The following is a 26,110-nucleotide window of genomic DNA, read 5'->3' as shown; positions in this document are numbered from 1 at the left end:
GGAGAGTCAGCATGCCTGCACCCCGCGTTGTGATGGTTATCGATATGCAAAACGGCGTTCTGGCGTCCCCCCGCCGGGCTCGCGAACAAACCGCCGCCAGAATTAATCAACTTATTGATGCGGCGGAAAAAGTGATTTTTATCCAGCATCACGAGGCGGAGCTTCAACCAGGCAGCCAGGCGTTCGACATTATTCCCGAACTGCATCGCCCGGCAGGGGCGCTGTATGTGACCAAAACGGCCTGCGATGCTTTCTACCGCACTACGCTGGATTCTTTGTTAAAACAAAATGAAATCAATGAGCTGGTGGTGTGCGGCTGCGCCACGGATTACTGCGTGGATACCACCGTCAAAAACGGCGTCAGCCGGGGCTATGCGATTACGGTTGCCAGCGATGCCCACACTACGGCTGACCGCGCGTCGGTAAGCGCCGAAGCGCTTATTCAGCACCACAACGAGGTTTGGGCTAATTTGTCGATTCCGGGCAATACGCTGGCGGTGAAAACGACCTCGGCCATTCTCAACGGCTGGCGCTAAGTTATGTAAACCCTCTCACTCCTTGATACAACATTCAGCAAGCATTATCGTAGAACGTTCGCTATAACCAGCAGATATAACAACAAAAAGTCGTATCAGGAGTGCTGTAATGTTTAAATCTTTCTTCCCGTCGCCGAAGCTGTTTTTTCTTTCGGCGGCACTATGGGGACTACTCGCAATCATATTTTGGCAGGCCGGCGGCGGCCTGTGGTTAGAAAACCTTGCGGGCGCCAGCCAGCAAATCCCCATTAGCGCGGCACGCTTCTGGACGCTAAAAGCATTTGTTTTTTATGTTTTTTACGCTGTCTGTGTCGGGCTTTTTGCCGGTGTGTGGGCGTTGGTGAGCCCACATCCCTGGCAACGTTGGTCGATTCTCGGCTCGTCGCTGATCGTCTTTGTGACCTGGTTTATGGTTGAGCTGGGCGTGGCGATTAACGCCTGGTATGCCCCGTTCTTTGACCTTATCCAAACCGCGTTGGCTTCCCCAAATAAAGTCCCTTTGCAGCGGTTCTATAGCGAAACCGGCGTATTCCTCGGCATTGCTCTTATTTATGTCACCGTCGGCGTGCTGAATAGCTTCTTTATCAGCCACTACGTCTTCCGCTGGCGCACCGCGATGAACGACTACTATATGGAAAACTGGCAGAAGCTGCGCCATATCGAAGGGGCGGCCCAGCGTGTGCAGGAAGACACCATGCGCTTTGCCTCCACGCTTGAGGATATGGGCGTGAGCCTGCTGCAGTCGGTGATGACCCTGATTGCCTTCTTGCCTATTCTTGTCGCGCTGTCTCCACACGTTAAAGAATTGCCGATTGTTGGCGCGGTGCCTTATGGCCTGGTAATTGCGGCGATTATCTGGTCGCTGATGGGAACCGGCCTGCTGGCTGCGGTCGGGATAAAGCTGCCGGGACTGCAGTTTAATAACCAGAAAGTGGAGGCCGCCTACCGTAAAGAGCTGGTTTACGGGGAAGATGACGCCAGTCGCGCGACTCCGCCAACGGTGAAAGCGCTGTTTGGCGACGTTCGACATAACTACTTCCGGCTCTACTTCCACTACACCTATTTCAACATCGTGCGCATCCTTTACCTCCAGATAGACAATGTGTTTGGCCTGTTCCTGCTGTTCCCTTCGATCGCCGCAGGTGCAATTACCCTGGGCCTGATGCAGCAGATAACCAACGCTTTTGGCCAGGTACGCGGCTCGTTCCAGTATCTGATCAGTTCCTGGACCACGCTGGTTGAGCTGATGTCTATCTACAAACGTCTGCGCAGCTTCGAGCGCACGCTGCAGGATGTGCCGGTGCCGGGTACCGAAGAAGCCGTCTAAGGCAAAAAGAAAAGGGATGGCGTAATGCCATCCCTTTTTTGATTAGTGCCCTGCGGAAGGGGCCCCCGGTGCGCCTGCCCGTATAAACGGCGGACGGGCAAACCAAATCACCACAATCAGCGCCATAAAGCCCCAGCCCAGCAGCCAGAAGTAGTCGATGGTCGACATCATATAGGCCTGCTGTTCGATGGTTTTATCCACCACGGCGAGGTGCTGCTGCGTAGCGCCGCCCATCTTATGCAGATAATCCATCGCCGAAGGGTTATAGGCCGACACGCTTTCCGTCAGGTTGGCGTGGTGGTAAACCTCGCGGCGGGACCAAATCCAGGTGGTCAGCGAAGAAGCAAACGACCCGCCGAGCACGCGGAAGAAGGTTGCCAGGCCAGAGCCTTCTGCGACTTCAACGCCGTGCAGGTTCGACAGCACAATGGTGGTTATCGGCATGAAGAAGAACGCCACGCCAATCCCCATGAACAGCTGCACTTCGGCAATAGTGCGGAAATCCACGCTGGTATTAAACTGCGCGCGCAGCAGGCACGAAGCGCCCATGGTCAGGAACGACAGCGTGGCCAGCAGGCGCATATCCACCTGGTTGGCGTAGCGCCCGACAATCGGCGTCAGCAGCAGCGGCAATACGCCCATCGGCGCGGCGGCAAGACCGGCCCAAATAGCGGTATAGCCCATCTGGGTCTGCAGCCACTGCGGCAGAATAATGTTGATGGCGAAGAACGCCGCGTACCCCAGCGTCAGCGACAATGTGCCGATGGCAAAGTTACGGTCGGCGAACAGCCGCAGGTTAACGATTGGGTGGCGCTCACCCAGTTCCCAAATGACAAACGATACCAGCGAAACGGCCGAGATAACCGACATGGTGATGATTTCCGGCGAGGCAAACCAGTCGAGATCGTTCCCCTTGTCCAGCACCACCTGAAGCAGCCCGACGCCGAGCACCAGCAGCGCAATGCCGATGTAGTCGATTGGGGCGATGGTGGTGGTCTCTTCGCGTTCACGCAGCTGCGCCCACACCACGATGGCGGCAAAGATCCCGATCGGCACGTTGATGTAGAAGATCCACGGCCAGGAATAGTTATCGGTTATCCAGCCCCCGGTGATCGGCCCGACAATCGGCGCGACAACCGTTACCATCGACAGCAGCGCCAGCGCCATACTTCGCTTGCTGGACGGGAAGATTATCAGCAGCAGCGTCTGGCACATCGGGAACATCGGCCCGGCGAAAAAGCCCTGCAGCGCACGGAAGATAATCAGCTCGGTCATGCTGTGGGCAAAACCGCACAGGAACGAGGTGAGGGTAAACAGCGCCACCGACCCGACGAACAGTTTGAGCTGCCCAAACCGGCGGGTAAACCAGCCGGTCAGCGGCAGGGCAATGGCGTTACACACCGCGAACGAGGTGATAACCCAGGTGCCCTGATCGGCGCTGACGCCGAGGTTACCGGCGATCGTCGGCAGCGCCACGTTAGCGATGGTGGAGTCCAGCACCTGCATAAAGGTGGCCAGCGACAGCGCGATGGTCGCCAGCAGCAGGCTGGGGGGCGTAAACGCCGCCTTATCTTGCATAACGACTCTCTTAGCGGTTGCCTGACGCTACCGGCTGGCTGTTGTCATGAAGGATTTTGGTGACCAGCTTGTCGGCTTCGTCCAGCGCGTTCTGGTAAACGTCGGTGGTGAAGCGCGGTGCGGCGACGGTCTTTTGCGGCAGCAGGTGGCCGTCAGCATTGCGGATATCCACGCGAGCAAACATCGACAGCCCTACGCGAAGCGGGTGCTTCTGCATGTCATGCGGGTCAAGCGTGATGCGGACCGGCAGGCGCTGCACGATTTTGATCCAGTTGCCGCTGGCGTTCTGGGCCGGTAACAGCGAGAAGGCGCTGCCGGTGCCGATGCCGAGGCTTTCAATGGTGCCCTGGTATTCCACGTCGTCGCCGTAGAGATCGGCGGTCAGCGTTACTTTCTGCCCCAGGCGCATGGCCTGCATCTGGCTCTCTTTGAAGTTGGCGTCAACCCACACCTGGTCCAGCGGCACAATCGCCAGCAGGGTAGTGCCGGAATCGACGCGCATGCCCAGCTGAACGGCGCGCTTAGCGACAAATCCGCTCACCGGCGCGACGATGGTGCTGCGCGCGTTGTCGAGGAAGCGCTGGCGCAGCGTGGCCACGGCGCTTTTAATTTCCGGATGGCTGTCGATGACCGTGTCATCCACCATTGCGAGGTTAGTGCGCAATGCCTGCTGGGCGGCGACCAGGTCGCTCTGCGCGCTGGTGACCGCATCGCGGTAGTGGGACAAGTCTTCAGCGGCAATCGCGCCGGTGGCAAAGATTTTCTGGCGGCGAGCGTAGTCGCTTTGCGCGGTTTGCAGCGCAACCTGCTTCGCGGCAACCTGGGCACGGTAGTTGTCCGCGGTGCTGTAAAGCCCGCGTACCTGGCGCACGGTGTTGGCAAGGTTGGCTTCCGCCTGCTGGAGCGCAATTTCGGTATCGCTTGGATCAAGCTGCACCAGCGGCTGGCCTTTTTCGACATAGTCGCCTTCATCGACGCTGACCTGAGTCACCGTCCCGCCGATTTGCGGCGTCAGCGTGACCTGGTTGCCGTTGACGTAAGCGTCGTCGGTTGTTTCGTAGTAGCGCGCGTAGAGCATGTACCACGCCACGCAGCCTGCGCCGATGAGCAACAGGATGATGAGAAAGATGGCGAAGTTACGCTTGCGTTTGCCCGGCGCGCGTTCAACCTGCTCGGTAGAGGTTTGCATTTTTTGTGGCCTTAATCAGAAAGCTCAGAGGTGGCGCTCGGTGATCTCATCCGGCAGCATTTTGATTAGCAGTTCATTGAGCTGCTTTGATTCTTCAGGCGTCAGGCGCTCGGTAAGGGTGCCGATAATCGACGCCAGCGCGTCGTTCTGGAAAGCTTCGCATAGCTCTTGCCCTTTCTCGGTCAGCGCCAGAATCACCTGACGTTTATCTTCGGGATTCACGTTTCGCACGATCAGATCTCGCTTCACCATTCGTTCAAGCATGCGGCTCATGGCGCCGGTATCCATCACCAGATTTTTGCTGACTTCAACCGGGCTGTTGAAGCCCTTAAAGATACTTATCAAGACTTTAAATTGCGCACCGGTAATGCCCATCGGCGAAAAATACTGGGTAATGAGCTGGTCTTTGAACTGGTTCGACAGGTGAATCAGCAGGCCAAGGTGCAGTTTAGAAGGAGGGATACCCGTAGAGTTACTCATGATATTTGCCTGGTCAGTAGTTGCAAATGAAATTACTGACCAGGCATCTAATTGTCAACGTTATGTCAGGATGAGAGCACGTTTTGTCAGCCAACCAGCCAGGACTGGGCCTCTTTTTTCATCGCAATTTCGAGGTCTGAGCCTTGCGTTGCAAACACGCGCTGTACAGGAAAACCTGATTTTTCCAGCAGATATGCGAGGGGGGCGTAGGCTGCCGGGTAGCGTTTTGCCGCCTCTTTATCAATGTCCACCGGGCCAAACGGGAAGTCGAATGAGCCAAAATCGTAAACCACCTGGCGGCGCAGAATTCGCCAGACGCCCTGGCGTTTTTCCAGCATGTCATAGAAACGGTTATGGCAGGTGGCGCCCATTTCTAACCTGTGGTTTTGGCCAATAATCATGGCGTTGGTTTCAGAGATCGCCTTGTCTTGTGCGCTATTGAAGCTGACGACCGGCGTACCAATCAGGTGTTTGGTGCTGATGTCGGACTTGCCCATCCGCATCGAGCCCTGGATAAATTCGCTGGCAAGGCCCTCAAACCAGGTGACTTCGATAGTGCCTTCCGGGTGGAAGAGCGCAGATAGCTTGTCCCACTGGGCAAGATCCCGGTGCATCCAGCCGTTGATTAAGTCGTTAATGGCGAGGCGGTCCTGCAAATAGTCACTGTTCATATAAGGCTCCTGTCAAGGTAAGGAGCCCATTGTTGCTCCGCGTTATTGATAAATGAAATATATTGATATGATGATTCAATCATTAAAATTGATGGCTGATGAGCATGGAATTAAGACACCTTCGCTACTTCGTGACGCTGGCCGAAACCGGTCATTTTGGCCAGGCCGCCGCGCGGCTGCACATTGTCCAGCCCGCGCTAAGTATGCAGATTCGCACGCTGGAAGACGAAGTAGGCGGGCCGCTGTTTACGCGCACCAGCCGTAAGGTCGAGCTAACGGAAGCGGGAAGATTGCTGCTGCCGGAGGCGAGACGCACGCTTGAACAGGCCGAGCACGGTAAAAATATAGTTCAGAGAGCGCTGCGGGGCGAAACCGGCCTGGTGAGAATTGGCTTTGCCGGTAACGCCGTGGTTTCCGGGTGCTTGATGAACGACGTTCGCGCTTTTCGCCGGCTTCTGCCGAAGGTCGAGCTTCAGCTTCAGGAAATGTCACCCCTCGCGCTCGGTGAGGCGCTCAGGCAGCGGGCTGTCGACGTAGCTTATACGCCGCTGATGGGCGAGCTTGCCGAAGATATTGAGGCGGTTAAAATTGCGGAATGGCCGATGATGGTTGCGGTGGCCGAAGGCAGCCCGCTGGCGGCCGAAAAGCGGATCACGCTTGAGATGCTGGCGCAGGTTCCTCATATTCAGTTCGCCGCCGGCGAGGGCGACGAAGCCCTGGAGCAGGTTCGGGAGCGGTGGGGCAGTGAAGTCCCCGAGCCGCTATACCGCGCATCCAGCACGCTTGGCGCACTGGCAATGGTGGCCTCCGGTTTTGGCATTGCGCTGCTGCCGCATTCTTTTACCCACATGGCTATCCCGCACCTGGTTTATCAGCCAATTTCCGATCGGCGACTGACGGCTGAATTGCTATTGTTAAGCCGTCGCGATGAAACTCAGGGGGCCGTTAAGGCCTGGGTTCGTCTGGCCCTGAAAAATAATCACAACGAAACGTTATGAGGATGACTTATTGAACAGGCAGCATGGATTGATGGCGCTCTCTCTGGGAGCCTTGTTGGTATTGACTGGGTGTACAACCAAAGGCAGCACGCCGGCCTCTACTACGACCGCGGCAGCTAAGCCAATAGATATCGAAACCGTTGCCCGGCGGAAAATCCCGGAAGGGGTAAAGGATAGGGCGGGCCTGGCAAAAGACCTGCTGACGACCTTAAAAAGCCAAAACCTTGAGCCGAACGAAGAGAACATCTGTTCCGTACTGGCCGTGGCGTTACAGGAGTCCAATCTGCAGGCTGACCCGGCGGTGCCGGGGTTGAATAAAATCGCCTGGAAAGAGATAGACCGCCGCGCCGAGAAAATGCACATTCCACCGCTGCTGGTGCATACCGCACTGCGCATTAATTCCCCCAACGGCAAGAGCTACAGCGAAAGGCTGGATAACGTCAAAACCGAAGGGCAGCTTAGCGCCATTTTTGACGACTTCCTGACGATGGTGCCGATGGGGCAGAAGCTGTTCGGCAGCTTTAACCCGGTGCGAACCGGCGGCACGATGCAGGTCAGCGTGGCCTTTGCCGAGAAGCATACCGACGGCTATCCGTGGAAGATGGAAGGCTCCGTGCGCCAGGAGGTCTTCACCCGCCGCGGTGGGCTTTGGTTTGGCACCTACCATCTGCTGAATTATCCGGCTAACTACAGCCAACCTCTTTATCGCTTTGCCGACTACAATGCGGGCTGGTACGCCAGCCGAAACGCTGCCTTCCAGAGCGCGGTCAGCCGCGCGGCGGGCGTGAAGCTGGCATTGGACGGGGACCTGATCCTCTATACCAGCGACAAGCCGAGCAGTACCGAGATGGCGGTGCGCAAGCTGTCAAAACAGCTGGATATGAGCGACAGCGAAATTCGCCGGGCGCTGCAAAAAGGGGACAGCATTGGGTTTGAAAAAACCAGCCTCTACAAGCAGGTCTTTGCGATAGCGGAGAAAAAGGCGGGTCAGCCGTTGCCGAAAGAGGTGCTGCCCGGCATCACGCTTGAAAGCCCGAAAATTACCCGCAATCTGACCACGGCCTGGTTTGCAAAACGGGTGGACGATAGACGGGCGAGCTGTATGCAGCGCTAAGCCGGAGCGGGCGGAGTCTGAAGACTTCCGCCTTTTGACTCAGTAAAACCAGGCTGAGTTGCGGCGGTGCCGCAGGCGTAGCGCCAGGGCGACGATGCCAATAGTCAGCGCGCCCAGCAGGAAAGGAATGAGTCCAAAAATGGTGCTGACCGCCAGGCCCATCTCAATGCGTGGGCGGCTGGCATCGTTGCTTTGGGCCAGGTATTCCAGCACGCCGGGAGCCTGAACGATAAGATTCAGCATTTGGGTGGCAACCCAGAAGCAAAACAGAACGAACAGCGCGTAGGCAACGTTGCCGGGCACCGACCCTTCCGTTTTTGTCGTCATTATTACCCGAGTTGCCGGAATAACGGCTTTCGAGAATGAAACATCAGCCATCATGACCTCCCGTAAAAGCGTAATGCGAATCAAATGTGTGACTCCCCATAGCGCGGATTTTGGCAGGTCATAAGCGTTGTCAATATCAGATTGCTGGTAATTTGTGGGGCAGAATCCTCCTGGTTTTGCGTTTTTTGCTTAACTTCACATTTTTGTAACTTAACGGAAATTTTATTAACATTATGCTAGCCGAGCCTGCGGCAACAGCGCGTTTCCCTGCCGCTGATGTGCGACAATGCCGGCAGGTTTATTTCTCAATGCGTGAGGCGGCTATGTTAACCCTGAAAATGCGTCGTGACTGGCACTACTATGCGGTGGCGATAGGGCTGATTTTTATTCTTAACGGCGTGATTGGCCTGATGGGGCTGGAAACGACGGGCTGGCAGAATTATGCGGTGGGGCTGGTGACCTGGGTGATTTGTTTCTGGCTGGCAGGCTTTATTATCCGCCGCCCCCGGGAAGAGTCGGAAACGGCGGAGCCTTAAGCGTTACGAAGTGATGGAGCTTTTCAGCGCACAATCCTGCTGGTGGCGCTCAAGGGCAAGCTCAATCAGGCGGGTGATCAGTTCCTGATAGCTGATGCCGCTGGCCTGCCACAGCTTGGGATACATGCTGATGTTGGTGAAGCCCGGCAGCGTATTGATCTCGTTGATGATAACTTCGTTGTTTTCGGTCAGGAAGACGTCAACGCGGGCCATGCCGCTGCACTCCAGCGCCTGATAAGCGCGAACCGCAATTTTACGAATCTTATCGTTAACGTCTGCGTCAAGCACCGCAGGGACGACCACCTTCGCGGCCTGCTCATCGATGTACTTGGTGTCGTAGGAGTAAAACTCGCTGTTGACCACGATCTCGCCGCAGGTGCTGGCCTGCGGGTAATCGTTCCCCAACACCGCACATTCGATTTCACGGCCTTTAATGCCGGTCTCGACCACCACTTTATGGTCAAACTCAAAGGCTAACGCCACCGCCGCGTGATACTGCTCTTCGCTATTGGCTTTGCTAACGCCGACGGAGGAGCCCTGGTTGGCTGGCTTAACAAACAGCGGCAGGCCGAGCTGTTTTTCTACCTCGGCGAAGCTGATTTTTGCACGGTTAGCGCGCGTCAGCGTAATGAATGGCGCCACGTTCAGACCCGCGTCACGCAGCAGGCGTTTGGCAATGTCCTTATCCATACTCACCGCTGAGCCCAGCACGCCCGAGCCAACAAACGGCAGATTAGCGACGCGCAGCATGCCCTGCAGGGAACCGTCTTCACCCAGCGTGCCGTGCACAATCGGGAAAATCACGTCGACCTGAGAAAGCTGTTCCGCGCCGTTAGCTTCAATAAGCTGATGCTCGGTCTGGCCTGGAACCAGCGCCACGTTCTTCTCTGACCGGTTCAGGGCGATAAGCGCCGGATTATTGGCGTTCAGCAGGTAGCTGGACGCATCGTTGATATGCCACTGGCCCTGTTTATCAATCCCCAGCAGCACCACATCAAATTTCGACTTATCAATGGCGTCGACGATATTTTTTGCCGACTGCAGCGACACCTCGTGTTCTGCCGATTTCCCACCAAACACGATACCAACCCGCAGTTTTGCCATGCCTTTAATCCACCCATCACTTTACGAAAGTGGACAACATAGCACGCTCATAACGGGGATTCATGTGGTTCCTGCATCAACAGGCCCGGTGGGGCAGGATATGTGCTTTAGTAAGCAATCATTTCCATATCGTAATGGTATGCCCGGCGTGCTGACGGCACTATTCATTAGTGTGATAAGCTTTCCAGAAATCGTTCTGTCTGGTTGCATCCCCTTTGAAAAAGCGCGCTATGGAGTCCTGGAAGGTTAACCTCATTTCAGTCTGGTTCGGCTGCTTCTTTACCGGCCTTGCGATCAGCCAGATTTTGCCTTTTCTTCCGCTCTACGTTGAGCAACTCGGCGTCACCTCCCACGAAGCACTCTCCCTTTGGTCCGGCCTCACCTTCAGCGTCACGTTTTTAGTCTCGGCAATTGTCTCTCCGATGTGGGGCAGCCTGGCCGACCGTAAAGGGCGCAAGCTGATGCTGCTCCGCGCCTCCTTCGGCATGGCAGTAGCTATTCTGCTGCAGGCTTTTGCCACCAACGTCTGGCAGCTGTTCCTGCTGCGGGCGGTGATGGGCTTGACCTCAGGCTATATCCCTAATGCCATGGCGCTGATTGCTTCGCAGGTTCCGCGTGAGCGCAGCGGCTGGGCCATCAGCACGCTGTCTACCGGGCAAATCAGCGGCGTGATCGTGGGCCCGCTGCTGGGCGGTTTTATGGCTGACCACTTGGGGCTCCGGCCGGTTTTCTTTGCCACCGCTGGGTTGCTGATGGTCAGTTTCCTGGTGACGCTGTTGCTGATTAAAGAGGGCGCACGGCCTAAAATCAGCAAGGATGAACGCCTGACCGGAAAGGAGGTGTTTGCCACGCTGCCTTATCCCTGGCTTATTTTCAGCCTGTTTATTACCACGCTGGTGATTCAGCTCTGCAACGGCTCGATTGGGCCTATCCTGGCGCTGTTTATTAAACAGCTTTCCCCGGACAGCCTTAACATCGCTTTTATGAGCGGGTTTATCGCCGCCTTGCCGGGGATTTCCGCGCTGTTTGCTGCGCCAAAACTTGGCAAACTGGGCGACCGCATTGGCACCGAACGTATTTTGATGGCGACGCTGTGCTGCGCGGTGGTGTTATTCCTGGCAATGTCCTTTGTGACCTCTCCGGTGCAGCTTGGAATATTGCGTTTTATGCTGGGCTTTGCCGACGGAGCCATGCTGCCAGCGGTGCAAACGCTGCTGCTGAAATACTGTAGCGACCAGGTGACCGGGCGCATCTTCGGGTATAACCAGTCGTTTATGTATTTAGGGAACGTCGCCGGGCCTTTAATGGGGGCAGGTGTGTCCGCAATGGCCGGTTTTCGTTACGTTTTTGCGGCAACCGCCGTGGTTGTGCTGCTCAATGTCTGGCAGCTTGCCGCTGCTCTTAAACGGAAAAATGCCCGGCAGCAGATACTCGACAGAAAAACCTGAGCGCTGTTTTTTTGTGGCGGCTGGCTATATTAATGCGTGAAATATGAAAATTGATGTCGACTTATTTTTCATTCGCTCAGCAGCCTGTGACTTAGTGAATAATATTCCATTATTCTTTTTTTGTAGTGCGAAAAATTCGCTTCCGGGATTATTATCAGACTGAATCGTTTTAAGCCTGCCGCTATTTGCTGTTCCGCACATATTTAACCCGGCATATTGCTCTCGGGTGGATCTGAGTGTTAACGTCATATCCTAACCCCGCAGGGACAGAGAAAATGAAAAATCTTATTGCAGAGTTATTGGTTAAACTCGCCGAAAAGGAAGAAGAGTCAAAAGAGCTGGTCGCTCAGGTGGAAGCCCTGGAAATAGTGGTGACGGCCTTATTGAGACGGCTTGAACAAGGCGAACGTTCGGCATTAGTTGCCAGTATTGAAGGGGCGTTAGATGATGCCTCCCCAAAGACCGCAGTGCCCGTCCAGGATACCGAATTACTCCGTCAATATTTAAAAAAGCTCCTTATCCATCCCCGTAGTTGAATCAAATTTTGCTGTCATATTAGTGTCATAAGTCATTTTTATACTCGCTCTGTTTTTATTTATATTCAGTAGTTACTACATGGAGAAAATAAAGTGAAACAGAGCGTAATTATCGCCAGCCTGCTGCCTTTGCTGCTTGCCAGCACCCCATCACAATCACAAGAAACATCATCATCCCCTCTGGAAAATCGCGCAGCTCAGGGAGATTTAACTCAGCCGGGTGGCGCCCGCCGTATTACCGGCGATCGGACAGAAGCTATTCGCGCCTCGTTAAACAATAAAACGGCAAAAAACATTATTCTGCTGATCGGTGACGGAATGGGCGATTCGGAAATAACCGCCGCCCGAAACTATGCCGAAGGGGCCGGTGGCTTCTTTAAGGGAATTGATGCGTTACCGCTCACCGGGCAATACACCCATTATTCTTTAGACAAGAAAACGAAAAAGCCGGATTACGTGACCGATTCTGCGGCCTCCGCCACGGCGTGGAGTACCGGCGTAAAAACCTACAACGGCGCGCTGGGCGTGGACGTTGACGGAAAAGACCACGTGACCATTCTCGAGCTGGCGAAGGCCGCCGGGAAGGCCACGGGGAACGTTTCAACGGCTGAAATTCAGGATGCGACGCCTGCCGCACTGGTTTCCCACGTCACCGGGCGTAAATGCTATGGCCCGAGCGCGACCAGTGAAAAATGCTCGACCAACGCGCTGGAGAACGGCGGCAAAGGCTCCATTACCGAGCAACTGCTGAATACCCGAGCCGACGTCACGCTTGGCGGCGGAGCAAAAACCTTCAGCGAAGTGGCGAAAGCCGGAGAGTGGAACGGTAAAACGCTGCGCGAGCAGGCGGATGCCCGCGGTTATCAGTGGGTAGACAACGCGGCAGGTCTTGCGGCGGTGACCGTCGCCAACCAGCAGAAACCGCTCATTGGCATGTTCGCGGACGGCAATATGCCGGTGCGTTGGGAAGGCCCGAAGGCAACCTACCATGGCAATATTGACCAGCCAGCGGTGACCTGTACGGAAAATCCAAAGCGCGACAGCAGCGTGCCGACCCTGGCGCAGATGACTGAAAAAGCTATCGATCTGCTTAAAGGCAACGAAAAAGGCTTCTTCCTGCAGGTTGAAGGCGCTTCTATCGATAAACAGGATCACGCCGCTAACCCTTGCGGGCAGATTGGCGAGACGGTCGATCTCGACGAAGCCGTGCAGAAAGCGCTCGAGTTTGCCCGTAAGGACGGCAATACCCTGGTCATCGTGACGGCGGATCATGCCCACTCCAGCCAGATTGTGGCTCCGGACACTAAAGCCCCAGGCCTGACTCAGGCGCTAAATACTAAAGATGGCGCAGTGATGGTCATTAGCTACGGTAACTCCGAGGGAGAATCTCAGGAGCACACTGGCACCCAGCTGCGCGTGGCGGCCTATGGCCCACATGCGGCAAACGTGGTGGGGCTGACTGACCAGACCGATCTGTTCTACACCATGAAATCGGCGATGGCGCTGGAATAAAGGTGTACAGACGTAACAGGTGAGAAAAAAATGCGGCGGAAACGTCGCATTTTTTTTGCCTTAGGCCAGGCTTTAATCGTCACTATAAAAAAGGAATAAGGTATGAAATTTTCATTATTAGCGGTGTTACTGGTAGGGCTGGTTGGGTCGGCAACGGCGGCGGATAAAACGATGACGCCGCAGCAGCAGCGCATGACGAGCTGTAATCAGCAGGCGGCATCGCAGTCCCTGAAAGGGGATCAGCGTAAGAGCTATATGAGCAGCTGTCTGAAAGGGGAAGCGCCTGCCGCGGCAGGGAAAACCCTGACGCCTCAGCAGCAAAAAATGAAGGATTGTAATGCGGATGCCGCGAAGCAATCGCTGAAGGGCGACGCCAGAAAAACCTTTATGAGCAACTGTCTGAAGAAAAAGTAAGTCGTTTTTAATGACCCTCACCCCGGCCCTCTCCCTGAAAGGGAGAGGGGGAAAATCGAAGATTGATGCTCGATCCAATTCCCTCTCCCCTGTGGGGAGAGGGGTAGGGTGAGGGGCTATTCCAGAATCAGGACTTCCCGAGCAGCTCCGACTTCGCCATACACTTCACCATCGCTTCCATCACGGCAGCGCGGAAGCCTTTCTCTTCCAGCACTTTGACGGCCTCAATGGTGGTGCCGCCAGGGGAGCAGACCATGTCTTTCAGCTCGCCCGGATGCTTTCCGGTTTCCAGCACCATCTTCGCCGAGCCCATCACCGCCTGAGCGGCAAACTGATAGGCCTGCTTGCGCGGCATACCGCCCAGAACGGCGGCGTCGGCCATGGCTTCGATAAACATAAAGACGTAAGCCGGTGCTGAACCGCTGACGCCCACCACCGGGTGGATCATCGCTTCGCTTACCACTTCTGCCTGGCCAAAGCTGCGGAAAATGCTTACCGCATCGGCAATATCTTCAGGCGTGACCAGCGCGTTTGGCGTCACCGACGTCATGCCTGCATTCACCAGCGCCGGGGTATTCGGCATTGCACGGATAATCTTGCGGTCGTGGCCCAGCACTTTGGCGAGGGTTTCCAGGGTAATGCCTGCGGCAATGGAGATAACAACGCTGTCTTTATTCAGCTCGGAATTCACTTCGCTCAGCACTTTCAGCATGATGTTTGGCTTCACCGCGCCAAAAACGATGTCGGCTATCTGCGCGACTTCCTGCGCGCTCTGCGCCGGATTAATGCCGTATTCTTCGCATAATGCCTGCACCTTGTCCGGCGACGGGGTATAAACCCAGATATTGCCCGCCGGCACCAGGCCGCTGGAAATCAGGCCGCCAAGGATCGCTTTGCCCATGTTACCGCAGCCAATAAAGCCAATTTTCTTATCCATAGCATTACTCCATGGTGATGTGTTTTGTTATCTGATGGTGATAGCTTAACGCGCTTTTTACCGCTTAGGCTACGTTTGCACTCAACGAGGTACGGTCGGGGGGCTGAAACAGATAAATTTTGCCATTCGGCAAAAGCACGGCAAAATCGCCCCATTCCCACCGACAGTCAGGAGCCATAATGCAAATTTGGGTGGATGCCGATGCGTGTCCAAAAGTGATAAAAGAGGTCCTTTTTCGCGCGGCCGATCGCGCTCAGGTGATGGTCACGCTGGTCGCAAACCAGGGGATGAAAACGCCGCCATCACGCTTTATTCGCAGCCTTCAGGTTGCCTCGGGGTTTGACGTGGCGGACAACGAAATTGTTCGTCGCTGCGAGAAAAACGATCTGGTGATCACCGCCGATATTCCGCTGGCGGCGGACGTGCTTGAGAAAGGGGCCATTGCGTTGAACCCCCGGGGCGAGCTTTACACGCCAGCAACCATTCGTGAACGCCTGACGATGCGTGACTTTATGGATACCCTGCGCGCCAGCGGCGTACAAACCGGCGGGCCGGATAGCCTGAACCAGCGCGACCGCCAGCTGTTTGCCAATGAACTCGAAAAGTGGCTGCTGATGGTCGCGCGGGCGCAGAAATCTTAAATAAAGCTGTCGTCGTCGTCGCCGTAATCGTCACCACCGAAATCATCGTTCCCGAAGCCGGTGTTGTCGTTAGCGTTGTCCTGTGACGGCCAGCCGCCCTGGTTCTGGAACTGGCGGTCGTCGACCTGGCTGTAGTCGTTGACTGAATCAAACGAGCTATTGTCGAAGGTTGGAGCCGGCTCGTTGATGATATTCACGATCTCTTCCGGCTGGCTGCGGTGGAACATGCTGGTCAGCATTTCTGCCACCACAACGCCCCCGGCTACGCCCGCAGCGGTTTGCAGCGCACCAGAAAGGAAGCCGCCTCCCGCACGCGGAGCGCTCGCAGGTGCCGCCTGTGGTGCACCATAGCCGGCAGGAGCACCGTACCCGCTTTGAGGTGCGCCGTAGCCCGGTGCGGCTGATGTGCCATAGTTCTGGCTGCCCGGAATCGGGTCGGAACCGCGAGGGCTATTATTGCTGTTGCTGCTGCCGCCGAATAATCCGGCCAAAAAACCGCCGCTGCTCTGCTGCTGGCGAGACTTCTGTTCAAGTTCGGTGACTTTCGCTTCCAGCTCCTGAATTTTACCGTTCAGCTGTTTCATGGCCGCTTCCTGGATAAGGATCGTCTGCGCCATGTAGTAGGCGGCACCTGGCTGCTGGCTGAGGTGTTGCGCAATCCGCTGTTCTGCGGCCGCATCCCGGGTGGCACTTTGGCTCTCGGCCTGTTTCAGACGGTCAAAAAGCCCGTCGATAAGACGCTGCTCTTCAGATTGCATGGTTCATACCTCTGTCATGATGAAGTCTTAAAACGAGTCTGGATCAACTTGAGCGTAGGTGAAACGCCTTAATCGTAAAGCTAACCATAAATGTGTTACCGAATCTCAGATTAAGGGTTGTCATTGGCCTGGCGTTTAAAGTATTGTGACGCTGCTGGCGGGTGGTGGATTTAGTTTACACTTATTAACCTCCAGTTAAGGCCGTTATTACTGGCTTCTTTGTGGTAGAAATTGTGATTGTAACTATAAGTTTACGTTTTGTTGCGTACTAGTTTGATGGTATTATCGCGTTCTGTTTCCTGCTTTTATCCCTACTGGCCTGAGGCCTGCACTTCCGAGGATTATCCCTGATGACTCAACCCCTTTTCTTGGTCGGCGCGCGCGGCTGTGGCAAGACGACCGTCGGTCAGGCTCTGGCGAGAACGCTGGGTTATGCATTTGTCGATACCGATAGTTTTCTGCTGACCCACACCGGAAAGAGCGTGGCGGAGATTGTGGCCGAAGAGGGCTGGGAAGGGTTCCGTACCCGTGAGTCTGATGCGCTTCAGCGGGTGACGGCGCCGGCGACCGTTGTGGCCACCGGCGGCGGCATGGTGCTGGCAGACAGCAATCGTCAGTTTATGCAGGAAAACGGCATTACCATTTGGCTGCACGCTCCGGCGCAGGTCCTGGCTTCACGCCTGAATGCTTCTCCGGAGGAAGATCAGCGCCCAACCCTGACTGGAAAAGGCGTCACCGATGAAATCGTGGATGTGCTGGCCGCTCGAGAAGGGCTGTACCGCCAGGTTGCCCGTCACATTGTGGACGCAACCTGTCCCCCGGATGCGGTGGTGGAAGCTATCCTCAGCGCATTACAAATGGCCCGCGCCAGTTAGCCTATACTTAACGCTCATCCATAAGAAATAAGGACGAGCGATGGCAACTCAACCTCCTTACCCCCGTGAAGCCCGAATTGTCGAAGTGCAGAAAGGCGTGCCGGGTTCAACCGTCACCGGGTACCAGCTGCGGGCGGATCACCCTCATCAGGACACGCTGATAAGCGAACACGAAACGCATCAGGAAGCGCTGGACGCAAAACAGCGCTATGAAGATCCGCAGAAATCCTGATCGATGGCTGCAGACGTTGGTGTTTCATCTTTGATCAGAGAAACTTTTATCTCGTTAATTTACTTAAAATATATCTATTTAGAGATGTTGCACAGTAGTTGATGTTTCGTTAAGGATTTCGATATCACTCTGGTTGTATGCTGCGGATTACGGCGAGCAAAAAACGATCGACCCCGGCGGAGTTATTTCATAGCGGACGTGGAGCAGTGCAGCGAAAAGGGCGGTGACTGAGTAATAGCGGAGCGAAGCATGAAACCAACTGTAGCCATTCTCACCGTCGGCAAAGTGTCAGTGAGTGAGGTTTTGCCATTTTTAACCGAACATATCTCTGAGCAACAAATCTCGCAGGTAAGCCTGCTGGGCAACCTCTCTCCTGATGAGGTCCGGCGCCAGTTTTCCCCTTCGCCCGGAGAAGAGTCCTTGCTCACTTTGCTGGCGGACAACACCATTACTTCGGTCGGGCGCGACAAAATCTCCATTGCGATGCAGGGCATCATCGAACAGCTGGATAATCAGGGCTACGAAGTCATTCTGCTGATGAGCACCATGCCGCTGACGGGGCTTAGCGCCCGTAACGCGATTCTGCTGGAGCCTGAGCGTATTATTCCGCCGCTGGTGGCTTCGATTGTGGACGGTCATCAAGTGGGGATTATCCTGCCGGTCGCCGACATGATTAAGTTTCAGGAGCTGAAGTGGCGCAAGCTGACCCATCCCCCGCTTTATGCCCTCGCGAATCCGGTGCACGGCAGCGAAGCCGACTTGCTTGAGGCCGGAAGAAAGCTGATGGCGGACGGGGCGGATGTTCTGGTGCTGGACTGCCTTGGCTACCATCAAAAGCACCGGGATTTACTGCAAAAGCAGCTGGATGTGCCGGTACTTTTATCCAACGTGCTGGTCGCCAGATTAGCGGCAGAATTGCTTATCTGAACGGAATTAACAATTTGCGTGACAGGCCAGAGAGTTCGCCTCTATAGTGGATTTTTCACTAAAGTCGATTAAGGGCCTGTCCATGCTTCAGAGTAACGAGTACTTCTCCGGTAAAGTAAAATCCATCGGTTTTACCAGCAGCAGCACTGGCCGTGCCAGCGTTGGCGTGATGGCGGAGGGGGAATACACCTTCGGGACCGCCCAGCCGGAAGAGATGACCGTTGTGAGCGGCGCATTACACGTTCTGCTGCCGGGGGAAACCGAGTGGAAAACCTATGCTGCGGGCGAAGTGTTTAACGTGCCGGGCCACAGCGAGTTTCATCTCCAGGTTGCCGAGCCAACGTCCTACCTTTGCCGCTACCTGGCAGATAAATAACTGAATTTTTTAGCCCCTCGTTTACGGCGAGGGGCTATCTCTCACGACTCAGCCGCTTAATTAACGCTGCGCTTCGCCGCCCAGCGCTTCTACCAGGTTAGTCACCAGCGCCGACAGTTCACCGGTCATCAGGATGAAATCGGCATCGAAACGTCCGCCAAAATCTTCCCGGTCGATATCGTCGTTCTGTTCGCGCAGGATATCGGCAAACTTCAGGCGTTTGATCGAGCCGTCGTCGGCCAGTACGAACTGAATACGCTCCTGCCAGTCCAGCGCCAGCCTGGTGACCACTTTGCCGGTTTCAATGTGCGCCGCGATTTCGTCGCACACCAGCTCCTGCTGCTTGCAGCGGATCACGCCGCCGCCTTCAAGGATAGCCTTGAGTTCAGCTTCGTCCATCAGCGCAAAACCTGCCGGAACATCTCCTGAACGCACCCACTCGGTAAGGGTCAGCTCGATAGGGTTTTCCAGCGCCAGCGGTACCACCGGCAGCGAACCCAGACTTTTACGCAGCAGTGCCAGCGTGTCTTCCGCTTTTTTGGCGCTGGCGCAGTCGATCATGATCAGGCCGTTGACCGTATCTACCCACATCATTGTCTGGCTAAAACGGCTGAAAGCGCGCGGCAGCAGGGAGTGCAGGACTTCGTCTTTCAGGGCGTCTTTTTCGGTCTTTTTCAGCTTGCGGGCCTGCTCTGCTTCAAGCTTATTGATTTTGGCTTCCAGAGCCTGTTTGATGACCGGGGCCGGCAGAATTTTTTCTTCTTTACGGGCGCAAATCACAATCTGGCCGTTGGCAACATGGGTTAATGCATCGCTGTGCGAGCCCATCGGCGACACCCAGCCGGTTTTAGCCATGTCCTGGCTGCCGCAAGGGGTGAAGGTGAAGGCGGCTAACTGTTTTTCCATTGCATCCGCCGTCAGCGTGATGTCACGGCTTAAACGGTAAACCATTAAATTTTTAAACCACAGCATGATTCTGTCCCAGGTTGTCAGTTAAACGCAGCGGGCATGATAACGAATTGACGGCCTCGTTTCATTGCCTTTGCTTACGCTGCATTTTATGTTGTTGATAATTATCACCAAATGAGGAAGCTCTTGTGCGCATAGGTATCGATCTCGGTGGGACTAAAACAGAAGTGATTGCGCTGGCAGACGACGGGAAACAGCTCTACCGCCACCGTTTGCCAACGCCTAAAAATGACTACCAGGCCACTATCAAAAACATTGTTGAGCTGGTGCGGCTGGCGGAAGAAGCCACGGGCGAGACCGGTACGGTAGGGCTTGGGATCCCGGGGTCGATTTCCCCTTATACCCGGGTGGTGAAAAATGCGAACTCAACCTGGCTTAACGGACAGCCGTTTGATAAGGATCTCAGCCTGGCGCTGAAGCGAGAAGTCAGGCTGGCTAACGACGCCAACTGCCTGGCCGTTTCGGAAGCTATCGACGGTGCCGCTGCTGGCGCACAGATCGTCTTTGCGGTGATCGTCGGCACCGGGTGCGGGGCGGGCGTGGCGATTAATGGCCGCAGCCTGATTGGCGGCAACGGTACGGCGGGCGAGTGGGGGCATAACCCGCTGCCGTGGATGGACGAAGACGAGCTGCGTTTCCGGGAAGAAGTGCCGTGCTACTGCGGCAAGCAGGGGTGCATTGAGACCTTTATTTCCGGCACCGGCTTCGGCACCGACTACCAGCGCCTGAGCGGAAAAACGCTGAAAGGGCATGAGATCTTTAGCCTGGCCGAGCAGCAGGATCCGCTGGCCGAGCTGGCCATCAGCCGCTACGAGACTCGTCTGGCGAAGTCGCTGGCGCATATCGTGAATATTCTGGATCCGGATGCGATCGTGCTGGGCGGTGGAATGAGTAACGTGGAGCGTTTATACCGGACGGTGCCCCAGCTGATTAAGCCGTGGGTGTTTGGCGGTGAGTGTGAAACGCCGATTCGCAAGGCGGTACACGGCGATTCCAGCGGCGTTCGCGGTGCGGCGTGGTTGTGGCCTCTGGAGAAGTAAATCGCCCCTCACCCCGGCCCTCTCCCAGAGGGAGAGGGGGGAAACAGCCGATAGAGAACATTCTTTTTTCCCTCTCCCTTTCAGGGAGAGGGTTAGGGTGAGGGTAAAAATATGAAGCGAGGCACGGTTCCGGCTTAAATCGCCTCGTTTTCTCTCCGACTGGCCAGGGTCCGGACGTCGGGAACGGCCGGAGGCTGAGAGCGTCGGAAACGCATCTCAGCCGCCCCAGGGCTGGAAGTGAACGGAACCTTAGCCGATCCTTCATAAGCGTATTTGTGACGACCAGACACTTCCCTGGGAGTGAGCCAGGGTCAAGCTCAATCCACTGCAAAAACCTTATCCAGTCGGCTCACGCCCAGGCCGTTGATCTTCTTCACCTTAATTTGCACCGGGATCCGCTCTTTCATCGCCTCAACGTGGCTGATGACGCCGATAGTTTTGCCGCTTGCGTTCAGCGTATCCAGCGCGTCGAGCGCGGTATCCAGCGTCTGCGCATCGAGGGTGCCAAAACCTTCATCCAGAAACAGGGAGTCAATGCGGGTTTTATGGCTCACCAAATCGGATAACGCGAGCGCCAGCGCCAGACTCACCAGGAAACTTTCTCCGCCGGAGAGCGTGCGTGTATCCCGCACCGCATCTGCCTGCCAGGTATCCACCACCTGCAGCTCGAGCGCTTCGTTGTCTTTGCGCTGAAGCAGGTAGCGCCCGTGCAGGCGGTTAAGCTGATTGTTTGCCAGCCAGACCAGATTATCCAGCGTCAGCCCCTGGGCGAATTTACGGAATTTATCCCCTTCTTTGGAGCCGATGAGCGAATTGAGGTAGCCCCAGTCTTCCGCCTGCGCCTCACACGCTTTGATCTCCTGCATCAGCGCCTGCTGGCGAACCCGATTTTCCTCGTCATGACGCAGCTGCTGGGTGATTTGCCCCTGGCGAGAGGCGTTTTCGCGCAGCTGGAGAGTAAGCGCTGCGATACGTTCATCCAGCATGCTGACTTCGGTCTCTTCGCTCAGGGTTTCTGGCCGCCCTGAGAGATGCTGAGCCAGCGCGCTTTCAGCCTGTTCCAGCAGCGTAGTCTGTTGCTGCTGTTGGCGTTCCAGCTGCTGCTTACGTTGCTCAAGCTCAAGTCGCCCGGCCTCTTCCAGCAGCGCGCTTCGGAAGTCGGCTTCGTCGCTGAACTGGCTGGCCGAGAGCGCATTGCTGAACTGCTCCTGTGCCGCCGTGGCTTCTCTTTCACTTTGCTTCAGCTGTTCTTGCAGGGACTGACGCTGTCCTTCGAGCAGGTTGCAGTCGTTATGCAGCGTCTGCCAGTTTTGCAGCGCAGCCTGGCGCTCGTTTGCCTCCAACGGCGGCGGCGTTGAGCCGTCGTCCATTAGATTGGAGAGCAGCATCTCAAGGCTGGAAAGCTGCTGGTGAAGCTGCGGCAGCTTGTCCTGCTGTTGCTGCCATTGCAGGGATTCTTTTTGACGAGCTTCGAGCCAGTTTTGCTCTTCTCCCGGCTCGGGGCGCACAAGACCGGCCCGCTCCAGCGCTGCCTGTAGAGACGTGCGCTGTGCCATAAAGTCGGCACTCAGCTTTTCATGCTGCTGGCTGTCGCGCTGAAACTGCACCTCCAGCGCCTGACGCTCGCCTAGCTGGCGCAGCTGCTGTTCACGCTGTTCCTGCTCGTTAAGCCAGGCGGTGAGATCGTCCTGCGGCGTTAAAGCGATACCTGCTTCTGCACACTGCTGCTGCCAGCGGGCGGACAGAGAGGCTTCCTCTTCCTGCAGCGCGGTGCTTACCTGCACCAGTTTTTCGCGCTGTTGGCGTTGGGTATCAAGCTGACCTTTCAGGGCGAAGCCAAGCTCCGCGAGTTTGGCGACCTCTTGCTTAAGGGCGGCAAGACGCTGCTGGTTCTCGCCCGGCTCCAGCGTTTTATAGGCTTCTACGGCGGGATGTTGGGTTGAGCCGCAAAGCGGGCACGGGGAATCCGGTTGTAAAAGCGCACGCTCGGCTTCAAGGCTTTGAATGCGCCTTTCCTGCTCGACGACTTTTTCCAGATCGGCCTCATGCTGGCGTTTGTCTTTGTATTGCTGACGTTTTTGGCTGAGCTCAGCATCACGCCCGGCAATCAGTTTATCCAGTTCGGCAAGCTCCCGCTGCTGCTCGGCTTTACGTTTCTCCAGCGTGGCGAACTGTGGCTGCAGGGCGGCCAACTGCTGGCGAGCAGGCCGGGTTGCCAGCATTCGCTGTAAATGAGCGCTCACTTCATCAGGAGAAAGGCTAAGCGTCGGCTCCGGCAGCGCCTGCAGCTTTTGCTGGCTGGCCTGCAGCGTCTGCTGGAGCTCAGCCAGCTGTCTCTCATCACGCTGCTGCTGCGTAAACGCCATGCGCCAGCCCGTCAGCTCGGCGGCCCACAGGCGATAGCGGTCATTGGCGGTGAGCCAATCCTGTACCCGCAGTGCTTCTGACTGAAGCTTTTGAGCCTGCCCGGCGGCTAACAGGCGGGTTTGCTGACGACGAACGGTGAGCTGCTGTAAGCGGGTATTCACTTTCTCTGCGGCTTCGCCGTTTTGCCTTAACGTCTGCTGCTTTTCCTGCAACCGCTGCCAGTGAGGCCGCAGTTTTTCGGCAGGCAGGGCGCGGGTCAGCTTCGCCAGCATCGGCTCTGCGTCTTTAAGGGCCTGACTGGCACCGTTCAGCGCCTGCAGCTTCTGCTCTTTGTCGGCGGCGAGCCGGGCGCGCTGGCTGAGCCAGTGCTGATGTTGCTGTTGTTGCTGCTGTTCGTCCGACAGCTTTTTTTCTTCAAAAGTAAGCGCCTGCAAACTCTGCGTAAGCTGCTGTTGCTGCTCCTCATTCAATAGCGCAACGCCTGAAGCCTGGGCCAGCAGGTTTTCAAGACGGCTTTTGATTTGCTTATGATTTTCAAAGACCGCCGCAGACACGGTGCCGTAGATTTCGGTGCCGGTCAGCTCCTCAAGCAGCGAGGCGCGGTCGTTGGCGTCGGCGTTTAAAAAAGCGGCGAACTGCCCCTGGGAGAGCATCATCGAGCGGGTGAAGCGGTCGTAATCCAGCCCGGTAAGCGAGGCGACAATCTCAAGCTTGTCTTTAATTTTATCCGCGAGGATTTTGCCGTCGCTGATTTGGGCCAGCTCCACGCGCGGTGCCTGAAGGTTGCCGTTTGCCGCGTTACGGGCGCGGTTCTGGCTCCAGAAAGCCCGGTAGCCAACGCCTTTGACCTCGAACTCCACTTCGGCCAGGCACTCAGCGGTGTCCCTGGTCATCAGGTCGTTTTGCGACTGAGAAACGGTGCTGAGGCGCGGCGTTTTGTGGTACAGCGCCAGGCAAATTGCGTCGAGCAGGGTGGTTTTGCCCGCGCCCGTCGGGCCGGTGATAGCGAACAGCCCGTTGCTGGCGAAGGGCTCCTGGGTGAAATCAATTTTCCATTCGCCTTTCAGGGAGTTTATGTTTTTTAACCGCAGGCTTAAGATTTTCATGCCTGTTCCTCCTGCTGGTGCAAGTCTGAAAGGGTTTGTGCAAACAGCGTTCTTAACCGTGCGGCACGCTCGTCGCTGGTCTCTTCCTGGCTCAGCCGTCGCTCAAAAACTTCTTCAACGCTTAACTCGCTCAGCGTCTCTTTATGCTGGCTGGCAATGACCCGCTCGCGCTGTTCGCGGCTGCGGCGCAGCAGGACGACTTCGACCGGCAGTTCGTCGGTAAGCGCCTGGACCTGGCGCTGCATATCGTGCAGATATTCATCGGTGGCGATTTCGATATCCAGCCAGACTTTCGGCTCAGCCGGCGCATTTCGCCACTGTTCAAGCTGCTGCTCAATTTCACCCAGCGAACCTTTGACGATGGCCAGCGGCTGGCTAATGGGTACCTCCAGAGGTTCGACGCTTGCCAGCGCCGCGCCGCTAAACTCTACGAGAAACACACTTTTTGCTTTGCCGGTTTCGTCGAAACTCAGCGGAATAGGCGAACCGCTGTAGCGAATATGCTCGCTGCCGCCGATTTTCTGCGCGCGATGAATATGCCCGAGCGCGATGTAGTCGGCTGGCGGGAAGTGCTGCGCCGGGAACGCGTCCAACGTGCCGATATAAATGTCGCGAACCGCGTCAGATTTTGTTACGCCAACGGTAGTCAGGTGCCCGGTGGCGATAATCGGCAGCGGCCTGTCGCCGCGCAGGGCAACGGCGGCCTCATAGCAGTGCTGATAATGTTCGCTGATGGCTTCCATTAAAGAACGCTGTTTCTCATGACCAGACAGCCCGGCCTGGCTGCTTTGAATGTCGCGGGGGCGCAGGAAAGGAATGGGGCAAAGGATAGCGCCTGGCGTGCCGTCTTTTTGATTAAGGACCAGTGCCTGCTCGTCTTTGTTGTGGCGTGCGCTGGCAATCACTTGGGTATTCAGGCAGGCCAGCAGCTCGCGGGATTCGTTGAGCGTGGCAACGGAATCGTGGTTACCCGCCAGCACCACGAGCTGGCAGCCGGTGGCCTGCAGCTGCACCACAAAGCGGTTATACATTTCGCGGGCGTAGCTCGGCGGTGAGCCGGTATCAAAGATATCCCCCGCGACAATAATCGCCTCCGCCTGATGTTCGAGCGCGGCGTTTATCAACCAGTCGAGAAAGGCCTGGTGTTCAGAAGCCCGGCTTTTGGTATAGAAGTTTTGGCCGAGGTGCCAGTCTGAAGTGTGGAGAATGCGCATAACCTGTCCCATGGCAAAGAGGCGAATGACCGATTATAAGCTATTGAGTCAGAAGCGTAACCGTCAGCAAAAATCTGGGGCTGTCATAATTCAAAAAGGTGAAATATCTGGCCGTAATCTTTTTCATAAATCTGTCACAAATCTGACGCATACTGGCGCACAATTAATAAGAGATGGTCTCTTTTCAACAGGGTAAATCATGGCGAGACGCATTTTAGTCGTAGAAGATGAAGCTCCGATTCGTGAAATGGTGAGCTTTGTGCTCGAGCAAAATGGCTTCCAGTCGGTAGAGGCGGAAGATTATGACAGCGCGGTTAACCTGCTGATTGAACCTTTCCCCGATCTGATCCTGCTGGACTGGATGCTGCCAGGTGGTTCAGGGATCCAGTTCATCAAGCACCTGAAGCGTGAGGCATTAACTCGCGAGATCCCGGTGATGATGCTGACCGCCCGCGGCGAAGAAGAAGATCGCGTCCGCGGCCTTGAGGTCGGTGCCGACGACTACATCACCAAGCCGTTCTCCCCGAAAGAGCTGGTGGCACGTATCAAAGCCGTGATGCGCCGTATTTCACCGATGGCGGTGGAAGAGGTGATTGAGATGCAGGGCCTGAGCCTTGACCCTTCATCGCACCGCGTGATGACCGGTGAAGATCCGCTCGACATGGGGCCAACCGAATTTAAGCTGTTACACTTCTTTATGACCCACCCGGAGCGCGTTTACAGCCGTGAACAGCTGCTTAATAACGTGTGGGGGACTAACGTTTACGTTGAAGACCGTACCGTAGACGTGCATATTCGCCGCCTGCGTAAAGCTCTGGAAACAAGTGGTCATGACAAAATGGTGCAAACAGTTCGCGGCACGGGTTATCGTTTTTCAACCCGTTTCTAATATGCTGAC

The 26,110-nt window shown here is 56.0% G+C and carries 27 protein-coding genes; 16 read left to right on the top strand and 11 right to left on the bottom strand.

Annotated elements, in window-relative coordinates; translation table 11 throughout:
• Positions 1-11: 11 nt before the first annotated feature.
• The gene (locus ACE38U_RS17905; RefSeq protein ID WP_038475190.1) at positions 12-536 is read left to right on the top strand and encodes an isochorismatase family protein; all 525 of its coding nucleotides are present in this window, start codon (positions 12-14) and stop codon (positions 534-536) included.
• A gap of 109 nt (positions 537-645) precedes the next feature.
• Positions 646-1,863 (top strand): peptide antibiotic transporter SbmA, encoded by a 1,218-nt coding sequence (sbmA, locus tag ACE38U_RS17900; RefSeq protein ID WP_038475188.1) that lies wholly within the window; start codon positions 646-648, stop codon positions 1,861-1,863.
• Between the two features lie 42 nt (positions 1,864-1,905).
• Here sbmA and ACE38U_RS17895 read toward each other — a convergent pair whose 3' ends face one another.
• From ACE38U_RS17895 to ACE38U_RS17880, 4 genes are all read right to left on the bottom strand, one after another.
• On the bottom strand, positions 1,906-3,441 hold the full coding sequence (locus ACE38U_RS17895) for a DHA2 family efflux MFS transporter permease subunit (protein WP_038475186.1): 1,536 nt from the start codon (positions 3,439-3,441) through the stop codon (positions 1,906-1,908).
• 10 nt (positions 3,442-3,451) lie between these two features.
• The gene (locus tag ACE38U_RS17890; RefSeq protein ID WP_038475184.1) at positions 3,452-4,630 is read right to left on the bottom strand and encodes an HlyD family secretion protein; all 1,179 of its coding nucleotides are present in this window, start codon (positions 4,628-4,630) and stop codon (positions 3,452-3,454) included.
• Between the two features lie 24 nt (positions 4,631-4,654).
• Entirely contained in the window at positions 4,655-5,110 is a 456-nt protein-coding gene (locus ACE38U_RS17885) for a transcriptional regulator, SarA/Rot family (RefSeq protein WP_038475182.1), read from the bottom strand.
• A gap of 86 nt (positions 5,111-5,196) precedes the next feature.
• A complete protein-coding gene (locus ACE38U_RS17880; protein WP_375530265.1) occupies positions 5,197-5,781 on the bottom strand; it encodes a nuclear transport factor 2 family protein in 585 nt (194 codons plus the stop codon).
• Positions 5,782-5,885: 104 nt separating this feature from the next.
• On the opposite strand from ACE38U_RS17880, the gene ACE38U_RS17875 reads away from it, so the two are divergent.
• Positions 5,886-6,779, top strand: coding sequence for a LysR substrate-binding domain-containing protein (locus ACE38U_RS17875; RefSeq protein WP_375530264.1), 894 nt, complete (start codon positions 5,886-5,888; stop codon positions 6,777-6,779).
• Positions 6,780-6,810: 31 nt separating this feature from the next.
• A complete protein-coding gene (locus ACE38U_RS17870; RefSeq protein WP_038475176.1) occupies positions 6,811-7,893 on the top strand; it encodes a DUF1615 domain-containing protein in 1,083 nt (360 codons plus the stop codon).
• 39 nt (positions 7,894-7,932) lie between these two features.
• Here the strand turns inward: ACE38U_RS17870 and ACE38U_RS17865 are convergent, their stop codons facing one another.
• Positions 7,933-8,271: a DUF2755 family protein gene (locus ACE38U_RS17865; RefSeq protein ID WP_038475174.1), complete on the bottom strand. Its 339-nt coding sequence runs from the start codon at positions 8,269-8,271 to the stop codon at positions 7,933-7,935.
• 272 nt (positions 8,272-8,543) lie between these two features.
• On the opposite strand from ACE38U_RS17865, the gene ACE38U_RS17860 reads away from it, so the two are divergent.
• Entirely contained in the window at positions 8,544-8,756 is a 213-nt protein-coding gene (locus ACE38U_RS17860) for a DUF2754 family protein (protein WP_052049067.1), read from the top strand.
• A gap of 3 nt (positions 8,757-8,759) precedes the next feature.
• Here ACE38U_RS17860 and ddlA read toward each other — a convergent pair whose 3' ends face one another.
• Positions 8,760-9,860 carry a D-alanine--D-alanine ligase gene (ddlA, locus tag ACE38U_RS17855; protein ID WP_038475170.1) on the bottom strand — a complete coding sequence of 367 codons (1,101 nt, stop codon included), beginning with the start codon at positions 9,858-9,860 and terminating at the stop codon, positions 8,760-8,762.
• A gap of 230 nt (positions 9,861-10,090) precedes the next feature.
• Between ddlA and ACE38U_RS17850 the strand changes: the two genes are divergently transcribed.
• The 4 genes from ACE38U_RS17850 to ACE38U_RS17835 all read left to right on the top strand — a co-directional run bounded on the left by ACE38U_RS17850 (position 10,091) and on the right by ACE38U_RS17835 (position 13,770).
• Positions 10,091-11,308, top strand: coding sequence for a multidrug efflux MFS transporter (locus ACE38U_RS17850; protein WP_038482915.1), 1,218 nt, complete (start codon positions 10,091-10,093; stop codon positions 11,306-11,308).
• A 275-nt stretch (positions 11,309-11,583) separates the two neighbouring features.
• Entirely contained in the window at positions 11,584-11,844 is a 261-nt protein-coding gene (gene iraP / locus ACE38U_RS17845; RefSeq protein ID WP_038475168.1) for an anti-adapter protein IraP, read from the top strand.
• Between the two features lie 93 nt (positions 11,845-11,937).
• On the top strand, positions 11,938-13,356 hold the full coding sequence (gene phoA / locus ACE38U_RS17840) for an alkaline phosphatase (RefSeq protein WP_375530263.1): 1,419 nt from the start codon (positions 11,938-11,940) through the stop codon (positions 13,354-13,356).
• 102 nt (positions 13,357-13,458) lie between these two features.
• On the top strand, positions 13,459-13,770 hold the full coding sequence (locus ACE38U_RS17835; protein ID WP_038475163.1) for a PsiF family protein: 312 nt from the start codon (positions 13,459-13,461) through the stop codon (positions 13,768-13,770).
• Between the two features lie 127 nt (positions 13,771-13,897).
• Here the strand turns inward: ACE38U_RS17835 and proC are convergent, their stop codons facing one another.
• On the bottom strand, positions 13,898-14,707 hold the full coding sequence (proC, locus tag ACE38U_RS17830) for a pyrroline-5-carboxylate reductase (RefSeq protein WP_038475161.1): 810 nt from the start codon (positions 14,705-14,707) through the stop codon (positions 13,898-13,900).
• Positions 14,708-14,886: 179 nt separating this feature from the next.
• On the opposite strand from proC, the gene ACE38U_RS17825 reads away from it, so the two are divergent.
• Positions 14,887-15,348 (top strand): YaiI/YqxD family protein, encoded by a 462-nt coding sequence (locus tag ACE38U_RS17825; RefSeq protein ID WP_038475159.1) that lies wholly within the window; start codon positions 14,887-14,889, stop codon positions 15,346-15,348.
• On the opposite strand, the gene ACE38U_RS17820 is transcribed toward ACE38U_RS17825, so the two are convergent.
• The gene (locus ACE38U_RS17820) at positions 15,345-16,106 is read right to left on the bottom strand and encodes a DUF2076 domain-containing protein (RefSeq protein WP_375530262.1); all 762 of its coding nucleotides are present in this window, start codon (positions 16,104-16,106) and stop codon (positions 15,345-15,347) included. The genes ACE38U_RS17825 and ACE38U_RS17820 overlap by 4 nt on opposite strands.
• A gap of 350 nt (positions 16,107-16,456) precedes the next feature.
• On the opposite strand from ACE38U_RS17820, the gene aroL reads away from it, so the two are divergent.
• The 4 genes from aroL to ppnP all read left to right on the top strand — a co-directional run bounded on the left by aroL (position 16,457) and on the right by ppnP (position 18,516).
• On the top strand, positions 16,457-16,981 hold the full coding sequence (gene aroL, locus ACE38U_RS17815) for a shikimate kinase AroL (protein ID WP_375530261.1): 525 nt from the start codon (positions 16,457-16,459) through the stop codon (positions 16,979-16,981).
• 40 nt (positions 16,982-17,021) lie between these two features.
• On the top strand, positions 17,022-17,213 hold the full coding sequence (locus ACE38U_RS17810) for a YaiA family protein (protein ID WP_038475152.1): 192 nt from the start codon (positions 17,022-17,024) through the stop codon (positions 17,211-17,213).
• 249 nt (positions 17,214-17,462) lie between these two features.
• The gene (locus ACE38U_RS17805; RefSeq protein WP_375530260.1) at positions 17,463-18,140 is read left to right on the top strand and encodes an AroM family protein; all 678 of its coding nucleotides are present in this window, start codon (positions 17,463-17,465) and stop codon (positions 18,138-18,140) included.
• Between the two features lie 82 nt (positions 18,141-18,222).
• Positions 18,223-18,516, top strand: coding sequence for a pyrimidine/purine nucleoside phosphorylase (gene ppnP / locus ACE38U_RS17800; RefSeq protein WP_008454495.1), 294 nt, complete (start codon positions 18,223-18,225; stop codon positions 18,514-18,516).
• Between the two features lie 60 nt (positions 18,517-18,576).
• Here the strand turns inward: ppnP and rdgC are convergent, their stop codons facing one another.
• Positions 18,577-19,488 carry a recombination-associated protein RdgC gene (gene rdgC / locus ACE38U_RS17795; protein ID WP_038475148.1) on the bottom strand — a complete coding sequence of 304 codons (912 nt, stop codon included), beginning with the start codon at positions 19,486-19,488 and terminating at the stop codon, positions 18,577-18,579.
• Between the two features lie 125 nt (positions 19,489-19,613).
• Between rdgC and mak the strand changes: the two genes are divergently transcribed.
• Positions 19,614-20,525 (top strand): fructokinase, encoded by a 912-nt coding sequence (gene mak, locus ACE38U_RS17790; protein ID WP_375530259.1) that lies wholly within the window; start codon positions 19,614-19,616, stop codon positions 20,523-20,525.
• Between the two features lie 317 nt (positions 20,526-20,842).
• Here mak and sbcC read toward each other — a convergent pair whose 3' ends face one another.
• Positions 20,843-23,998, bottom strand: a complete 3,156-nt coding sequence (sbcC, locus tag ACE38U_RS17785) for an exonuclease subunit SbcC (RefSeq protein ID WP_375530258.1) — start codon at positions 23,996-23,998, stop codon at positions 20,843-20,845.
• Entirely contained in the window at positions 23,995-25,212 is a 1,218-nt protein-coding gene (sbcD, locus tag ACE38U_RS17780; RefSeq protein WP_375530257.1) for an exonuclease subunit SbcD, read from the bottom strand. The genes sbcC and sbcD overlap by 4 nt, the downstream gene beginning before the upstream one ends.
• A gap of 199 nt (positions 25,213-25,411) precedes the next feature.
• On the opposite strand from sbcD, the gene phoB reads away from it, so the two are divergent.
• The gene (gene phoB / locus ACE38U_RS17775; RefSeq protein WP_008454506.1) at positions 25,412-26,101 is read left to right on the top strand and encodes a phosphate response regulator transcription factor PhoB; all 690 of its coding nucleotides are present in this window, start codon (positions 25,412-25,414) and stop codon (positions 26,099-26,101) included.
• Positions 26,102-26,110 lie beyond the last annotated feature (9 nt).

The organism is Cedecea selenatireducens, assembly GCF_042138895.1.
GTDB classification, from domain to species: Bacteria; Pseudomonadota; Gammaproteobacteria; order Enterobacterales; family Enterobacteriaceae; genus Cedecea; species Cedecea selenatireducens.
Note: the sequence above shows the minus strand (reverse complement) of the source record. Positions and strands in the feature narration are given on the sequence as shown.

Bases quoted from the DNA above. Each gene is read 5' to 3' on its own strand.
- aroL (WP_375530261.1), top strand. From the start codon at position 16,457: ATGACTCAACCCCTTTTCTTGGTCGGCGCGCGCGGCTGTGGCAAGACG.
- ACE38U_RS17825 (WP_038475159.1), top strand. From the start codon at position 14,887: ATGCAAATTTGGGTGGATGCCGATGCGTGTCCAAAAGTGATAAAAGAG.
- phoB (WP_008454506.1), top strand. From the start codon at position 25,412: ATGGCGAGACGCATTTTAGTCGTAGAAGATGAAGCTCCGATTCGTGAA.
- ACE38U_RS17865 (WP_038475174.1), bottom strand. From the start codon at position 8,271: ATGGCTGATGTTTCATTCTCGAAAGCCGTTATTCCGGCAACTCGGGTA.
- ACE38U_RS17850 (WP_038482915.1), top strand. From the start codon at position 10,091: ATGGAGTCCTGGAAGGTTAACCTCATTTCAGTCTGGTTCGGCTGCTTC.
- ACE38U_RS17885 (WP_038475182.1), bottom strand. From the start codon at position 5,110: ATGAGTAACTCTACGGGTATCCCTCCTTCTAAACTGCACCTTGGCCTG.
- ACE38U_RS17895 (WP_038475186.1), bottom strand. From the start codon at position 3,441: ATGCAAGATAAGGCGGCGTTTACGCCCCCCAGCCTGCTGCTGGCGACC.
- ACE38U_RS17880 (WP_375530265.1), bottom strand. From the start codon at position 5,781: ATGAACAGTGACTATTTGCAGGACCGCCTCGCCATTAACGACTTAATC.
- ACE38U_RS17890 (WP_038475184.1), bottom strand. From the start codon at position 4,630: ATGCAAACCTCTACCGAGCAGGTTGAACGCGCGCCGGGCAAACGCAAG.
- sbcC (WP_375530258.1), bottom strand. From the start codon at position 23,998: ATGAAAATCTTAAGCCTGCGGTTAAAAAACATAAACTCCCTGAAAGGC.
- iraP (WP_038475168.1), top strand. From the start codon at position 11,584: ATGAAAAATCTTATTGCAGAGTTATTGGTTAAACTCGCCGAAAAGGAA.
- ACE38U_RS17820 (WP_375530262.1), bottom strand. From the start codon at position 16,106: ATGCAATCTGAAGAGCAGCGTCTTATCGACGGGCTTTTTGACCGTCTG.
- proC (WP_038475161.1), bottom strand. From the start codon at position 14,707: ATGGATAAGAAAATTGGCTTTATTGGCTGCGGTAACATGGGCAAAGCG.
- sbcD (WP_375530257.1), bottom strand. From the start codon at position 25,212: ATGCGCATTCTCCACACTTCAGACTGGCACCTCGGCCAAAACTTCTAT.
- ACE38U_RS17875 (WP_375530264.1), top strand. From the start codon at position 5,886: ATGGAATTAAGACACCTTCGCTACTTCGTGACGCTGGCCGAAACCGGT.
- ddlA (WP_038475170.1), bottom strand. From the start codon at position 9,860: ATGGCAAAACTGCGGGTTGGTATCGTGTTTGGTGGGAAATCGGCAGAA.
- rdgC (WP_038475148.1), bottom strand. From the start codon at position 19,488: ATGCTGTGGTTTAAAAATTTAATGGTTTACCGTTTAAGCCGTGACATC.
- ppnP (WP_008454495.1), top strand. From the start codon at position 18,223: ATGCTTCAGAGTAACGAGTACTTCTCCGGTAAAGTAAAATCCATCGGT.
- ACE38U_RS17805 (WP_375530260.1), top strand. From the start codon at position 17,463: ATGAAACCAACTGTAGCCATTCTCACCGTCGGCAAAGTGTCAGTGAGT.
- ACE38U_RS17860 (WP_052049067.1), top strand. From the start codon at position 8,544: ATGTTAACCCTGAAAATGCGTCGTGACTGGCACTACTATGCGGTGGCG.
- sbmA (WP_038475188.1), top strand. From the start codon at position 646: ATGTTTAAATCTTTCTTCCCGTCGCCGAAGCTGTTTTTTCTTTCGGCG.
- ACE38U_RS17870 (WP_038475176.1), top strand. From the start codon at position 6,811: ATGGCGCTCTCTCTGGGAGCCTTGTTGGTATTGACTGGGTGTACAACC.
- ACE38U_RS17905 (WP_038475190.1), top strand. From the start codon at position 12: ATGCCTGCACCCCGCGTTGTGATGGTTATCGATATGCAAAACGGCGTT.
- ACE38U_RS17835 (WP_038475163.1), top strand. From the start codon at position 13,459: ATGAAATTTTCATTATTAGCGGTGTTACTGGTAGGGCTGGTTGGGTCG.
- ACE38U_RS17810 (WP_038475152.1), top strand. From the start codon at position 17,022: ATGGCAACTCAACCTCCTTACCCCCGTGAAGCCCGAATTGTCGAAGTG.